Origin of the sequence: Streptomyces sp. NBC_00310, from assembly GCF_036208085.1 — a bacterium.
Classification (GTDB): domain Bacteria; phylum Actinomycetota; class Actinomycetes; order Streptomycetales; family Streptomycetaceae; genus Streptomyces.
The window spans coordinates 2,630,247-2,643,331 of the sequence record NZ_CP130714.1 but is presented as its reverse complement, the minus strand read 5'-3'; the positions used below and the strand labels follow the sequence as shown (position 1 = coordinate 2,643,331).

Here is a 13,085-nt window from a genome sequence, read left to right as displayed (position 1 = left end):
TACGTGATGCGCGCCCTATGGGGGGGCTCACACGGGCCGGGCATGGAGCTCACCGGCAGTTGCTGCCGCAATGCTCTGTGTGAGGCCCCTTCGACGGCAGGACTTCCGGCAGGATGAGGTGCACGTCCCCGAACTCGTGCCACAGGTAGCGCGCGCCGCCCGCCGCCTCGTACGCGCGGTCGATCGCCGCCCGCCCCGCGACCGCCTCCAGCATCAGCAGATGCGAGGCCTCCGGCTCGTGCAGCCCGGTCAGCAGCCCGTCCACCACCCGCACGCCGCGCTCCGGCGTCACCACCAGATCCGTCCAGCCCTCCCGGGCCCGTACGACGCCGTCGGACCCGGTGGCCGACTCCACGGCCCGCACCGCCGTCGTCCCCACGGCTATGACCCGGCCGTCACCCGCCCGCGCCGCGTTGATCAGCCGCGCCGACGCCTCCGGCACCGCGAACCGCTCCGGATACGGCGGCTCGTGCGCCTCCGCCGACGCCACCCCGGTGTGCAGCACGACCGGCGCGAACTGCACACCCCGGCTCACCAGCTCCGCCACCAGCCGCGCCGTGAACGGCCGCCCCGCACTCGGCATCTCCGCACTCCCCGCCCCGTCCTCCGACGGCAGCGCGAACACCGTCTGATAGACGGACAACGGCTGATCCCGCTCCGTGTAGGAGTAACGAATCGGACGCCCGTGCTCCCGGAGCACCCCGGCGAGGGCCGAAGATGACGTACGGGCCCACCACAGCCGCTCGCCCCGCTCGCTCAGCGGCTCCTCCAGGACCAGCCGCACATCACGGGGAAGCCGCACCTCCGTCCCCGCGGGACCGCCCGCACGCGCGCGCGTGGTGCCGCCGCCGTCCGGATCCCGCAGCTCCACGGCCCACCGCCCGTCGTCACCCCGCGTGGAGAAGTGCACCACCACGCGCGCGTGCCCGACCGCCCCGTCCACCGCCGCCGCCAGCGTCGGCGAGGTGTTGACGACCAGCAGGTCCCCCGCCCTCAGCAGCCCCGGCAGCTCCGCGAACCCGTGGTGCGACACCTCCGTACCGCGTGAGACCAGCAGCCGTACGTCGTCCCGGTCGAGGCCCGGCCCGCGCTGCTCGGCGGGCACGCGTGCGTGCAACTCCTCCGGGACGCCCACCGCCGCCGTCGTCATCGCCCCTCCAGCAGGGAAGGCGCCCCGTAGCGGCCACTGGCCGGCCGCTCGTCGAGCAGCCGCAGAAAGGCCGGGACCACGCTCTCCGGGCTCGGCCGCGGATCGTCGTCGTCCGGTACGGCCGCCGCGTACAGGTCCGTACCCATGTCCCCGGGATCGACGGCCCACACCCGAAGCCCCGGCTCCTCCTCGGCCAGCACCGCCGACAGATGGTCCAGCGCCGCCTTCGAGGCCCCGTACCCGCCCCACGTCTCGTACGCCTCGGCCGCCGCGTCCGAGCTGACGTCGATCACCGTGCCCGCCCCGGAGGCCCGCAACAGCGGCAGTGCCTCCTGGACCAGCCCCAGCGCCGCGACCACGTTGACCTCCAGGGCCCGCCGCAGCCCGTCCAGGGCCAGCCCCTCCAGCCGTACGAGCGGCTCGGCGCCCAGCGCGCTCGCGTTGTTCACCACCAGGTCGACCCCGCCCAGCCCGCGCGCCGCCGCCACCAGCGCGGCCCGGTGCCCGGCGTCCGTGACATCCCCCGGCACAGCCTCCACCCGCGTCCCGTACTCCGACAGCTGTGCCGCCGTCTCCTTCAGGGCCCCGGCGGTCCTGGCGTCGAGCACCAGGTCCCACCCGCGCTCCGCCAGCGCCGCGCCGAGTGCCCGGCCCAGCCCCTTCGAAGCCCCCGTGATGATCGCTACCGGCATGACATCCGTCCCCTCGTCCTCGGCCGCCTCCCGACCCGGTCGGCGGTGATCCCAACGTAGGAACGGGACCGCCCCCGCCGCCTCGTGCGCGGGCCGCAGAGAGCCGGGGCCCTTTGCCCTAGGCCGCCGGGCCGGTCCCCGGGCCTGGGCCCGGTCGTAGGCCTCCGGCCTAGGTCCGAAGGCCCGGGCGAGGCCTCCGGCGGTCCGATCCGCGGTGTCGGACCCCGCCGGTACGGTGAGGTCATGAGTCAAGGTCCACGGTCCGGCCTCGCGGCGGTGAGTTCCGCGTTGCTGGCCATGAGCAGGCACCTGGAGGTGCGCGACGTCCTCAAGACGATCGTCGCCTCCGCGCGTGAGCTGCTCGACGCGGAGTACGCCGCGCTCGGTGTCCCCGACGACCACGGCGGCTTCGCCCAGTTCGTCGTCGACGGTGTCAGCGACGCCCAGTGGAAGGCCATCGGCCCCCTCCCGCGCCAGCACGGCATCCTCGCCGCCATGCTCCGCGAGGCCACCCCGGAGCGCTTGGCCGACGTCCGCAAGGACCCCCGCTTCGAGGGCTGGCCGAGCGCCCACCCCGATCTGGTCGACTTCCTGGGCCTGCCCATCCGCGACGGCGACGAGGTCATCGGCGCCCTCTTCCTCGCCAACAAGCGATGCCCCAAGCCCGAGGGCGGCTGCGGCTTCACCGAGGAGGACGAGGACCTGCTGGCGATCCTCGCCCAGCACGCAGCCATCGCCCTCACCAACGCCCGCCTCTACGAACGCAGCCGCGAGCTGACCATCGCCGAGGAGCGCTCCCGGCTCGCCCATGAACTCCACGACGCGGTCAGCCAGAAACTCTTCTCCCTGCGCCTGACCGCCCAGGCCGCCGCCGCCCTGGTCGACCGCGACCCCTCGCGCGCCAAGGGCGAACTGCAGCAGGTCGCCGCGCTCGCCGCCGAGGCCGCGGACGAGCTGCGTGCCGCCGTCGTCGAGCTGCGCCCCGCGGGGCTCGACGAGGACGGCCTGGTCGCCACCCTGCGCACCCAGATCCATGTCCTGGACCGCGCCCACAGCGCCCGTGTCACCTTCTCCGGCCGCGGCGCCCGCGCGCTGCCCGCCGCCCAGGAGGAGGCCATGCTGCGCGTCGCCCAGGAGGCCCTGCACAACGCCTTGCGGCACGCGGGCGCCGAGCGGGTCGACGTCACCCTCGACCGGCACGGCGGCGGGGCCGTCCTGCGGGTCACGGACGACGGCGCCGGCTTCGACCCCCAGGTCATACGCCGCGCCGGACGCCACCTCGGCCTGGTCTCCATGCGGGACCGGGCGAGCGGGGTCGGCGGCCGGCTGACCGTGGAATCGGCGCCCGGAAAGGGCACCACGATCGAGATGGAGGTCCCCGGTGGCTGACGCAATCAAGGTGCTCCTGGTCGACGACCACCAGGTGGTCCGGCGCGGCCTGCGCACCTTCCTGGAGGTGCAGGACGACATCGAGGTCGTGGGGGAGGCCGCCGACGGCGCCGAGGGAGTCGCCCGCGCCGAGGAGCTCCGGCCCGACGTCGTCCTCATGGACGTCAAGATGCCGGGCATGGACGGCGTCGACGCGCTGCGCAAGCTCCGCGAACTCGACAACCCCGCGCGTGTGCTCATCGTCACCAGCTTCACCGAGCAGCGCACGGTCGTCCCGGCCCTGCGCGCCGGCGCCGCCGGATACGTCTACAAGGACGTGGACCCCGACGCCCTGGCCGGCGCCATCCGCTCGGTGCACGCCGGGCACGTCCTCCTCCAGCCGGAGGTCGCCGACGCGCTCCTGTCCCAGGAGCAGGCCAACTCCGGCCAGGGGAGAGGAGGTTCACTCACCGAGCGGGAGCGCGAGGTGCTCGGTCTGATAGCCGACGGCCGCTCCAACCGCGAGATCGCCCGCGCGCTGGTCCTCTCCGAGAAGACGGTGAAGACCCACGTCTCGAACATCCTGATGAAGCTCGACCTGGCGGACCGTACACAGGCCGCGCTGTGGGCGGTACGCAACGGTGTGGCCGGATGACGTACAGATCGTCCGACAACATGGAGGGTTCCGCTCCGGGCTGAGATTCATACTGTCGGGTGTATGTCCCCCAGATGGCGCATCCTCGGATGACCCCCGCCGTTCTTCAGTGCGTGCTGCGTGCGACCGCCGCAGTGTTCGCAAGGAAGGGCTCAAAGTGAAGAACCTGAAGAAGGCCGCCGCTGTCACGATGGTGGCCGGTGGCCTCGTCGCCGCCGGTGCCGGCATGGCCTCCGCCACGGACGGCGGGGCGCACGCCGACGGCAAGGCCATCGGCTCGCCGGGCGTCGTCTCGGGCAACGTCATCCAGGCCCCGGTCCACATCCCCGTGAACGCGGTCGGCAACAGCGTGAACGTCGTCGGCATCCTGAACCCGGCCTTCGGCAACCTGGGTGTCAACCACTGACGTTCCCGCCCCGGAGCACCAGTGACCACCGGCCTTCCAGGAGCCCCCTGGGAGGCCGGTCAGGCTTCCACCATTCGTAGCTGCGGGCAGCCGTGCCGCAGGGGCGGCACGGGTGGGCGCGGCGGCACCCGGCAAGCGCCGGTGAGCGTAACCCGCTCTCGCCGTCGCCCGGCCGCAGCCGCCGGGCGACAGCGCACCGAAAAGAGGGCAGCGCACCCCCGCCCGCTAGCGCCCCCGCTCCCGTTCCTCCACGAACGCGTTGTACGCCGCCACCTGGGCCCGCCGAGCCGTCCGCTCCACCGGGCGCAGCGCCTCCGTCCGCGAGGCCATCTCGGAGGCGCTCACGGCGGCGCCGTGGCCGTTCTCGTGGGCCACGGAGATCAGCAGCCCGATGCGCTGCGCCAGCTCCAGCACCCGTACCGCACGCGGCGGATACCCGGGCGCCAACACCTCCCGCCCCCGCTCCGCCCGCGCCCGATACGCGTCGAGCGCCGCCTCGGCCACCGGCCCGGACGCCGCGACGTCCAGCCGCGACAACACCGCGGTGGCCTCCCGCAACGCCTCCGCCAACTCCCGCTCGGCCTCCCCGAGGGACGGCACATCGGCGGGCGGAGCCTCCCGCACCTCCAGGCAGTGCCAGACGACCTCCACATGCTCGTCCCCGGCGGGCCCCACCGAGTACACCTCCGGCACCAGCCCCAGCGCACCCCCGTGGCAGACGACCGCCTCCTCCGCCTCCAGCGCCCGCTTGTTGAACTCCGGCGGCCCGCTCAGCCCCAGCGGATGCCCCGGCGCGGGCAGCGCGACCCGCAGTCCGGTCACCCCGAGCGCCCGCAACCGCCCCAGCCCGAGCGTCAGCCCGACGGGCCCCGACTCGCCGGGCAACCCCTCCACCCGGTGCACCGCGTCCTCCCCGACGATCGCGAGCACCGCGTCATCCGGCGAGACAAGTCCGGCAAGAAGGGCATTTCCCCATGAGGCGAGGCGCCCTGAGCGTGGTTCCGAGAGCATGCCCCCACCCTAAGGACCGACCGAGGGGATGGACGGCCCGACCGGTGGCGTAGATTTCCCTGAGGGCTGCGCCCACCCGGCGGTGGCTCCGACCACAGGCGTACGCGACAGCCGAGACAGGCCGACACTGCAAGGGGAGACAGCGCGCTCATGAGCGATGTTCTGGAGCTGGAGGACGTATCCGTGGTCCGGGAGGGCCGGGCTCTGGTGGACCAGGTCTCCTGGTCGGTCAAGGAGGGCGAGCGCTGGGTCATCCTCGGCCCGAACGGCGCCGGCAAGACCACCCTCCTGAACATCGCGTCCAGCTACCTCTACCCCAGCAAGGGCACCGCCACGATCCTCGGCGACACCCTCGGCAAGGTCGACGTCTTCGAACTGCGTCCCCGCATCGGCATGGCCGGCATCGCCATGGCGGAGAAGCTCCCCAGGCGCCAGACCGTCCTGCAGACCGTGCTGACCGCTGCGTACGGCATGACGGCCACCTGGAACGAGGACTACGAGGAGGTCGACGAGCTGCGCGCCCGCGCCTTCCTCGACCGCCTCGGCATGACCGAGTACGTCGACCGCAAGTTCGGCACCCTCTCCGAGGGCGAGCGCAAGCGCACCCTCATCGCCCGCGCCTTGATGGCCGACCCCGAGCTGCTGCTCCTCGACGAGCCCGCAGCCGGCCTCGACCTCGGTGGCCGCGAGGACCTCGTACGCCGGCTCGGCCGCCTCGCCCGCGACCCGATCGCCCCCTCCATGATCATGGTCACGCACCATGTCGAGGAGATCCCCCCGGGCTTCACCCACGTCCTGATGATCCGTCAGGGCAAGGTCCTCGCCGCGGGCCCGCTGGAGCTGGAACTCACCTCGCGCAACCTCTCCCTCTGCTTCGGCCTTCCGCTCGTCGTCGAGCAGGTGGGCGAGCGCTGGACCGCCCACGGCCTGCCGCTCACCTGACCTCCAACTTCTCCCGATCTCCCGCCGGTCGGACGCCCCGGGGCCACAACCCGGCCCGGGCGCACCCGACTTGGGAGCCCTTTGTACGCGATCTTTGACCGTGCGCTCTGTTCGGCGGGACGATCGCGGTTCTACCATTGCGGATGTGGACAGCATCGACGCATGGGTGTGGTGGCTGATCGGCGCGACCGGGCTGGGGGTCGCCCTCGTCGTGACCGCGATGCCCGAGTTGGGCATGCTCGCCCTGGGTGCGGTCGCCGGCGCCGTGACCGCGGGGCTGGGCGGTGGCGTCGTACTCCAGGTCGTCGTCTTCGCGATCGCCTCGGTCGCGCTCATCGCCGTCGTACGGCCCATCGCGGCCCGGCACAGATCCGGGCGGCCCCAACTCGCGACCGGTATCGACGCGTTGAAGGGCAAGCACGCCGTCGTCCTGGAACGGGTCGACGGCTCGGGCGGCCGTATCAAGCTGGGCGGCGAGGTCTGGTCCGCCCGCGCGCTCGACACCGGTCAGGCCTTCGAGGTGGGTCAGGAAGTGGACGTCGTGGAGATCGAGGGAGCCACGGCGATCGTCATGTGACCTCGCACGATGTGGTCACGAGGCGATGACGCAATGACCTGAACGACCCACCTGGCAGGCGGTGTTCTGCCAGACTCAACCAGCAAGATCTTCAACAGTCTCTACAGGCATAAGATCTTCAGGAAGCGCCACGGCAGAGAAGGGCACGGGGAGCAAACGATGGAACCGATCATCATCGTCCTGATCATTCTGGTGGTGTTGGTCTTCATCGCCCTGATCAAGACCATCCAGGTGATTCCACAGGCCAGCGCGGCCATCGTCGAGCGGTTCGGCCGCTACACGCGCACACTCAACGCGGGCCTCAACATCGTCGTCCCGTTCATCGACTCCATCCGCAACCGCATCGACCTCCGTGAACAGGTCGTGCCGTTCCCGCCCCAGCCGGTGATCACCCAGGACAACCTGGTCGTGAACATCGACACGGTCATCTACTACCAGGTCACCGACGCCCGCGCCGCGACCTACGAGGTCGCCAGCTACATCCAGGCGATCGAGCAGCTCACCGTCACCACCCTCCGCAACATCATCGGTGGCATGGACCTGGAGCGGACCCTGACCTCCCGCGAGGAGATCAACGCGGCCCTGCGCGGCGTCCTCGACGAGGCCACCGGCAAGTGGGGCATCCGCGTCAACCGCGTCGAGCTGAAGGCCATCGAGCCGCCCACCTCCATCCAGGACTCGATGGAGAAGCAGATGCGCGCCGACCGTGACAAGCGCGCCGCGATCCTCACCGCCGAAGGTACGCGCCAGGCCGCCATCCTCACCGCCGAGGGTGAGAAGCAGTCCCAGATCCTCCGCGCCGAGGGTGAGGCCAAGGCCGCCGCCCTGCGCGCCGAGGGCGAGGCCCAGGCCGTCCGTACGGTCTTCGAGGCCATCCACGCCGGCGACCCGGACCAGAAGCTCCTCTCCTACCAGTACCTCCAGATGCTCCCGAAGATCGCCGAGGGCGACGCCAACAAGCTCTGGATCGTCCCCAGCGAGATCGGCGACGCCCTGAAGGGCCTCTCCGGCGCCATGGGCAACTTCGGCAACCTGGGCGGCGGCCCGTCCGTCCCCCGGCCCAGCGACGGCGGCAACGAACGCCGCGAGAAGCCGGCCATCGACTGAGCTGAGCACACGACAATGGGCCCGCCTTCGCAAGAAGGGCGGGCCCAGACGTTTTCAGAGGCGCGGGGAACTGCGCGATCAGCCACAACGCACCCGCAGCCCGCACACCACAGCAACCCCAACCGCGTTACGCGGCTCCCTGCGAAAGCCAGGCCGGCAGCGCGTCGAAGTCGTCGTGCCCCAGAGACAGCAGCATCGCGTCCGCCGGCGTCGGCTCGAACGGCTGCCGCAGCAGCGGCATACCCGCCTGCTCCGGTGTCCGGTCAGCCTTGCGGTGATTGTCCTCGGCGCACGACGCGACCGTGTTCAGCCAGGTGTCACCACCGCCCCGCGACCGCGGCACCACATGGTCGACGGTCGTCGCCCGCCTGCCGCAGTACGCGCACCTGTGCCGGTCGCGTACCAGGACACCCCGCCTCGACCACGGCGCTTGTCTTCGGAACGGCACCCTGACATACCTGCACAGCCTGATCACCCGGGGAGCCGGTATATCGACCGCGGCTCCGCGCATGCGCAGTTCGGGGTGGGTCTGCTCGACGATGGCCTTGTCCTGCAGTACCAGAACGACGGCTCGGTTGAGCGTCACCGTCGACAGCGGCTCGAAGCTCGCGTTCAGTACCAGCGTGTCCCGCATTCCAGCCCACCTCCTGTGCCAGCCCACCCCCCGGCGGGCTTGGATCAACTCTGGCCGGGCACGCCGAGATGGACAACGCAATAAAAAATGCCCGTCTCTGATCACTTCCAAGACCAGAGACGGGCAAACGTTCAATGAACGTCCGGCTTCGTTACTTTTCCGCCACGGCGGCGTACTCACCGAGGAGTTGAGCACGCGCCAGGGTGTGGAACCGCAGGTTGAAACCGACCACGGCGGGCGAAGCGTCGGCATCCGGGCCGAGCTTCTCCTGATCCACGGCGTACACCGTGAACACATACCGGTGCGCCGGATCCCCGGGCGGCGGCGCGGCCCCACCGAAGTCCTTCGACCCGTAGTCGTTGCGCACGTGGACGGCGCCCTCCGGCAGCCCCTCGAACTTCCCCGAGCCCGCACCCGTCGGCAACTCCGTCACCGACACCGGGATGTCGAACACGACCCAGTGCCAGAATCCGCTCCCCGTGGGGGCGTCCGGGTCGTAGCAGGTCACGGCGAAACTCTTGGTCTCCGGCGGGAAGCCCTCCCAGCGCAGCTGCGGCGAGGTGTTCCCGCCCGCGTAGACCTGAGCGTCCTTGAGCGTCGCGCCCGCCTCGACGTCCTCGCTCGCGACCGTGAACGACGGTACGACCGGGTGGAAATCGTGGGGGAGCGGCGGCCTCTTCGGCTCGGTCACCTCGGTACCTCCTGATGGATCCGGGGTAGGTGTGGTTCCAGATACGTCGAGCCTAGAACCAGCTGCGCTTGCTGCCGACCTCCGACAGCCACTGGTTCAGGTACGCGGCCCAGTCCGTGCCCTGGTAGTCGTGCAGCCCCACCTTGAACGAGCGGAACGAGTCGCTGCCCTCGCTGAACAGCCCCGGCTTCTTGTCCATCTCCAGCACGACGTCCATCTCGCGCTCGTCGGCGACGAAGCTCAGCTCGACCTGGTTCAGACCGTGGTACTGCTGCGGCGGGAAGAACTCGATCTCCTGGTAGAACGGCAGCTTCTGCCGCGTGCCCCGGATGTGACCGCGCTCCAGGTCCGCGTTCTTGAAGCGGAAGCCCAGCTGGATGAAGGCGTCCAGGATGGCCTGCTGTGCCGGCAGCGGGTGCACGTTGATCGGGTCCAGGTCACCGGAGTCGACCGCACGCGCGATCTCCAGCTCGGTGGTCACACCGATGTTCATGCCCGGCAGCGTCTGTCCCTGGATCGTGGTGACCGGCGTCTCCCACGGGATCTCCAGCCCGAACGGCACCACATGGACCGCCTCGGCCTTCAGCTCGAAGGCGCCACCGAGCCGCTGCTTGGTGAACACGATGTCCTGCTTGTACTCCGAGTCCTGGCCCTCGACCTCGACCTTGGCCTGCAGACCGACGGACAGCGCCTCGATCTGCTGGTCCACGGAGCCGCCCTGGATCCGCACCTCACCCTGGACGACACCGCCCGGGACGACATTGACCTCGGTCAACACCGTCTCGACCGAAGCGCCACCGGCCCCCAGGCTCGCGAGCAGCCGCTTGAACCCCATGTCTGTTCCTCCCGTCAGGCAACGCCTGCGTATCTGTGTGGTTCTGTGTTGTATCTGGTGTGGATCGCTCTGCGTGGCGTGGATCCTTGATCCCTACAAACGCAAACCGACGGCGACCGGTTCCGCGCCCTCCCGCTTCCCCACCCTTCCAAGGAGGACGCCGCCTCGCCACCCGTCGGCACGCACCCGTCTGGACTACGCTCGTACGCCATGATCGCGAGCACCGACCGTACGCCCCTCGCCCGCGAGTTCTTCGACCGCCCCGTACTGGAGGTGGCGCCGGACCTCCTGGGGCGCGTCCTCGTACGCACCACACCGGACGGTCCGATCGAACTCCGCCTCACGGAGGTCGAGGCCTACGACGGTGCGGACGACCCCGGCTCGCATGCCTATCGCGGTCGCACCGCCCGCAACGACGTGATGTTCGGTCCGCCCGGACACGTGTACGTCTACTTCACCTACGGCATGTGGCACTGCATGAACCTGGTGTGCGGTCCGGAGGGCCGGGCGAGCGCGGTTCTGCTGCGCGCCGGCGAGATCACCGAGGGCGCCGACCTCGCCCGCAAACGTCGAATCTCGGCCCGAAATGACAAGGAACTAGCCAAAGGGCCCGCCCGCCTGGCCACTGCCCTGGACGTGGACCGAGCCCTGGACGGCACGGACGCCTGCGCCTCCGACGCCCCGCCCCTGACGGTCCTGACCGGCACACCCGTCAGTCCTGACCAGGTACAGAACGGTCCCCGCACCGGCGTCTCCGGGGACGGGGGCGTCCACCCCTGGCGCTTCTGGATCGCCAACGACCCGACCGTCAGCCCCTATCGGGCCCACGCCCCCCGGCGGCGCTCAACTTGACTCGCTCCTGGCCGGTCCGTAACGTAGCCCGAGCCGCTTGAACCGGTTACGGCGATCAGCCAGCAGCCGAGAGCGGCCAACCCACTACCTACGACATCCCCTCAGCGGGGGCGATTCAGGCATGCCCTGATTCCAGCCCGCAGCACTCAATTATGAGTTGCCGAGGGAATCGGCTAACGTAGTGAATGTCGAAAGGCCGCAAGGGAAACCGAGAGGTCAAAAGACAGCCGAAAGGCAAATCCCCCCGACAGGGAATCGGATCGGAAAACGATCTGATAGGGTCGGAAACGCAAGACCGAAGGGAAACTGCCCGGAGGAAAGCCCGAGAGTAGCTTGGGTGAGTACAAAGGAAGCGTCCGTTCCTTGAGAACTCAACAGCGTGCCAAAAATCAACGCCAGATATGTTGATACCCCGTTCCCGGCCGGTTTCCGGTTGGGGCGAGGTTCCTTTGAAGTAAAACACAGCGAGGACGCTGTGAACGGTCGGGCTTATTCCGCCTGACTGTTCCGCTCTCGTGGTGTCGACCCGCGCTTTTCATTAAGCACAGTCGGGAAAACATTCACGGAGAGTTTGATCCTGGCTCAGGACGAACGCTGGCGGCGTGCTTAACACATGCAAGTCGAACGATGAACCACTTCGGTGGGGATTAGTGGCGAACGGGTGAGTAACACGTGGGCAATCTGCCCTTCACTCTGGGACAAGCCCTGGAAACGGGGTCTAATACCGGATACAACACTCTCGGGCATCCGATGAGTGTGGAAAGCTCCGGCGGTGAAGGATGAGCCCGCGGCCTATCAGCTTGTTGGTGAGGTAACGGCTCACCAAGGCGACGACGGGTAGCCGGCCTGAGAGGGCGACCGGCCACACTGGGACTGAGACACGGCCCAGACTCCTACGGGAGGCAGCAGTGGGGAATATTGCACAATGGGCGAAAGCCTGATGCAGCGACGCCGCGTGAGGGATGACGGCCTTCGGGTTGTAAACCTCTTTCAGCAGGGAAGAAGCGAAAGTGACGGTACCTGCAGAAGAAGCGCCGGCTAACTACGTGCCAGCAGCCGCGGTAATACGTAGGGCGCGAGCGTTGTCCGGAATTATTGGGCGTAAAGAGCTCGTAGGCGGTCTGTCGCGTCGGATGTGAAAGCCCGGGGCTTAACCCCGGGTCTGCATTCGATACGGGCAGACTAGAGTGTGGTAGGGGAGATCGGAATTCCTGGTGTAGCGGTGAAATGCGCAGATATCAGGAGGAACACCGGTGGCGAAGGCGGATCTCTGGGCCATTACTGACGCTGAGGAGCGAAAGCGTGGGGAGCGAACAGGATTAGATACCCTGGTAGTCCACGCCGTAAACGGTGGGAACTAGGTGTTGGCGACATTCCACGTCGTCGGTGCCGCAGCTAACGCATTAAGTTCCCCGCCTGGGGAGTACGGCCGCAAGGCTAAAACTCAAAGGAATTGACGGGGGCCCGCACAAGCAGCGGAGCATGTGGCTTAATTCGACGCAACGCGAAGAACCTTACCAAGGCTTGACATACACCGGAAACGGCCAGAGATGGTCGCCCCCTTGTGGTCGGTGTACAGGTGGTGCATGGCTGTCGTCAGCTCGTGTCGTGAGATGTTGGGTTAAGTCCCGCAACGAGCGCAACCCTTGTTCTGTGTTGCCAGCATGCCCTTCGGGGTGATGGGGACTCACAGGAGACTGCCGGGGTCAACTCGGAGGAAGGTGGGGACGACGTCAAGTCATCATGCCCCTTATGTCTTGGGCTGCACACGTGCTACAATGGCAGGTACAATGAGCTGCGAAGCCGTGAGGCGGAGCGAATCTCAAAAAGCCTGTCTCAGTTCGGATTGGGGTCTGCAACTCGACCCCATGAAGTCGGAGTTGCTAGTAATCGCAGATCAGCATTGCTGCGGTGAATACGTTCCCGGGCCTTGTACACACCGCCCGTCACGTCACGAAAGTCGGTAACACCCGAAGCCGGTGGCCCAACCCCTTGTGGGAGGGAGCTGTCGAAGGTGGGACTGGCGATTGGGACGAAGTCGTAACAAGGTAGCCGTACCGGAAGGTGCGGCTGGATCACCTCCTTTCTAAGGAGCATCTAGGTCTCGCAAGAGATCCAGAGCCACTACGCAGGCAAATGTTCTGCGGTGGTCAGCTCAAGGGTGG

13 protein-coding genes and 1 rRNA gene are annotated in these 13,085 nt (G+C 68.7%); 8 read left to right on the top strand and 6 right to left on the bottom strand.

Annotation, left to right across the window (positions count from 1 at the left end):
- Nucleotides 1–49: 49 nt before the first annotated feature.
- On the bottom strand, nucleotides 50–1,150 hold the full coding sequence (locus tag OG202_RS11650) for an S-adenosylmethionine:tRNA ribosyltransferase-isomerase (RefSeq protein ID WP_328222681.1): 1,101 nt from the start codon (nucleotides 1,148–1,150) through the stop codon (nucleotides 50–52).
- Nucleotides 1,147–1,842, bottom strand: a complete 696-nt coding sequence (locus OG202_RS11645; protein WP_327730377.1) for an SDR family NAD(P)-dependent oxidoreductase — start codon at nucleotides 1,840–1,842, stop codon at nucleotides 1,147–1,149. The genes OG202_RS11650 and OG202_RS11645 overlap by 4 nt, the downstream gene beginning before the upstream one ends.
- Before the next feature lie 243 nt (nucleotides 1,843–2,085).
- Here OG202_RS11645 and OG202_RS11640 point away from each other — a divergent pair, with 243 nt between their 5' ends.
- The 3 genes from OG202_RS11640 to chpE all read left to right on the top strand — a co-directional run bounded on the left by OG202_RS11640 (nucleotide 2,086) and on the right by chpE (nucleotide 4,271).
- Complete coding sequence (locus OG202_RS11640) at nucleotides 2,086–3,231, top strand: GAF domain-containing sensor histidine kinase (protein WP_326583788.1); 1,146 nt, start codon at nucleotides 2,086–2,088, stop codon at nucleotides 3,229–3,231.
- The gene (locus OG202_RS11635; RefSeq protein WP_327730378.1) at nucleotides 3,224–3,865 is read left to right on the top strand and encodes a response regulator transcription factor; all 642 of its coding nucleotides are present in this window, start codon (nucleotides 3,224–3,226) and stop codon (nucleotides 3,863–3,865) included. The genes OG202_RS11640 and OG202_RS11635 overlap by 8 nt, the downstream gene beginning before the upstream one ends.
- A gap of 157 nt (nucleotides 3,866–4,022) precedes the next feature.
- Nucleotides 4,023–4,271 (top strand): chaplin ChpE, encoded by a 249-nt coding sequence (gene chpE / locus OG202_RS11630; protein ID WP_033529228.1) that lies wholly within the window; start codon nucleotides 4,023–4,025, stop codon nucleotides 4,269–4,271.
- Nucleotides 4,272–4,496: 225 nt separating this feature from the next.
- Here chpE and OG202_RS11625 read toward each other — a convergent pair whose 3' ends face one another.
- Entirely contained in the window at nucleotides 4,497–5,282 is a 786-nt protein-coding gene (locus OG202_RS11625) for a hypothetical protein (protein ID WP_327730379.1), read from the bottom strand.
- Between the two features lie 150 nt (nucleotides 5,283–5,432).
- Between OG202_RS11625 and OG202_RS11620 the strand changes: the two genes are divergently transcribed.
- The 3 genes from OG202_RS11620 (at nucleotide 5,433) to OG202_RS11610 (ending at nucleotide 7,908) form a co-directional block, all read left to right on the top strand.
- On the top strand, nucleotides 5,433–6,224 hold the full coding sequence (locus OG202_RS11620) for an ABC transporter ATP-binding protein (protein WP_326583791.1): 792 nt from the start codon (nucleotides 5,433–5,435) through the stop codon (nucleotides 6,222–6,224).
- A gap of 145 nt (nucleotides 6,225–6,369) precedes the next feature.
- On the top strand, nucleotides 6,370–6,801 hold the full coding sequence (locus OG202_RS11615) for an NfeD family protein (RefSeq protein WP_327730380.1): 432 nt from the start codon (nucleotides 6,370–6,372) through the stop codon (nucleotides 6,799–6,801).
- A gap of 159 nt (nucleotides 6,802–6,960) precedes the next feature.
- Nucleotides 6,961–7,908, top strand: coding sequence for an SPFH domain-containing protein (locus tag OG202_RS11610; RefSeq protein WP_326583793.1), 948 nt, complete (start codon nucleotides 6,961–6,963; stop codon nucleotides 7,906–7,908).
- A 127-nt stretch (nucleotides 7,909–8,035) separates the two neighbouring features.
- Here OG202_RS11610 and OG202_RS11605 read toward each other — a convergent pair whose 3' ends face one another.
- From OG202_RS11605 to OG202_RS11595, 3 genes are all read right to left on the bottom strand, one after another.
- Nucleotides 8,036–8,542, bottom strand: a complete 507-nt coding sequence (locus tag OG202_RS11605; protein ID WP_216590898.1) for an HNH endonuclease — start codon at nucleotides 8,540–8,542, stop codon at nucleotides 8,036–8,038.
- A gap of 151 nt (nucleotides 8,543–8,693) precedes the next feature.
- Entirely contained in the window at nucleotides 8,694–9,233 is a 540-nt protein-coding gene (locus OG202_RS11600) for a YbhB/YbcL family Raf kinase inhibitor-like protein (RefSeq protein ID WP_327730381.1), read from the bottom strand.
- A 52-nt stretch (nucleotides 9,234–9,285) separates the two neighbouring features.
- Nucleotides 9,286–10,068 (bottom strand): sporulation protein, encoded by a 783-nt coding sequence (locus OG202_RS11595; RefSeq protein ID WP_326583796.1) that lies wholly within the window; start codon nucleotides 10,066–10,068, stop codon nucleotides 9,286–9,288.
- A 210-nt stretch (nucleotides 10,069–10,278) separates the two neighbouring features.
- Between OG202_RS11595 and OG202_RS11590 the strand changes: the two genes are divergently transcribed.
- On the top strand, nucleotides 10,279–10,920 hold the full coding sequence (locus OG202_RS11590) for a DNA-3-methyladenine glycosylase (RefSeq protein ID WP_327730382.1): 642 nt from the start codon (nucleotides 10,279–10,281) through the stop codon (nucleotides 10,918–10,920).
- Nucleotides 10,921–11,479: 559 nt separating this feature from the next.
- Nucleotides 11,480–13,006 (top strand): 16S ribosomal RNA (locus OG202_RS11585).
- Nucleotides 13,007–13,085 lie beyond the last annotated feature (79 nt).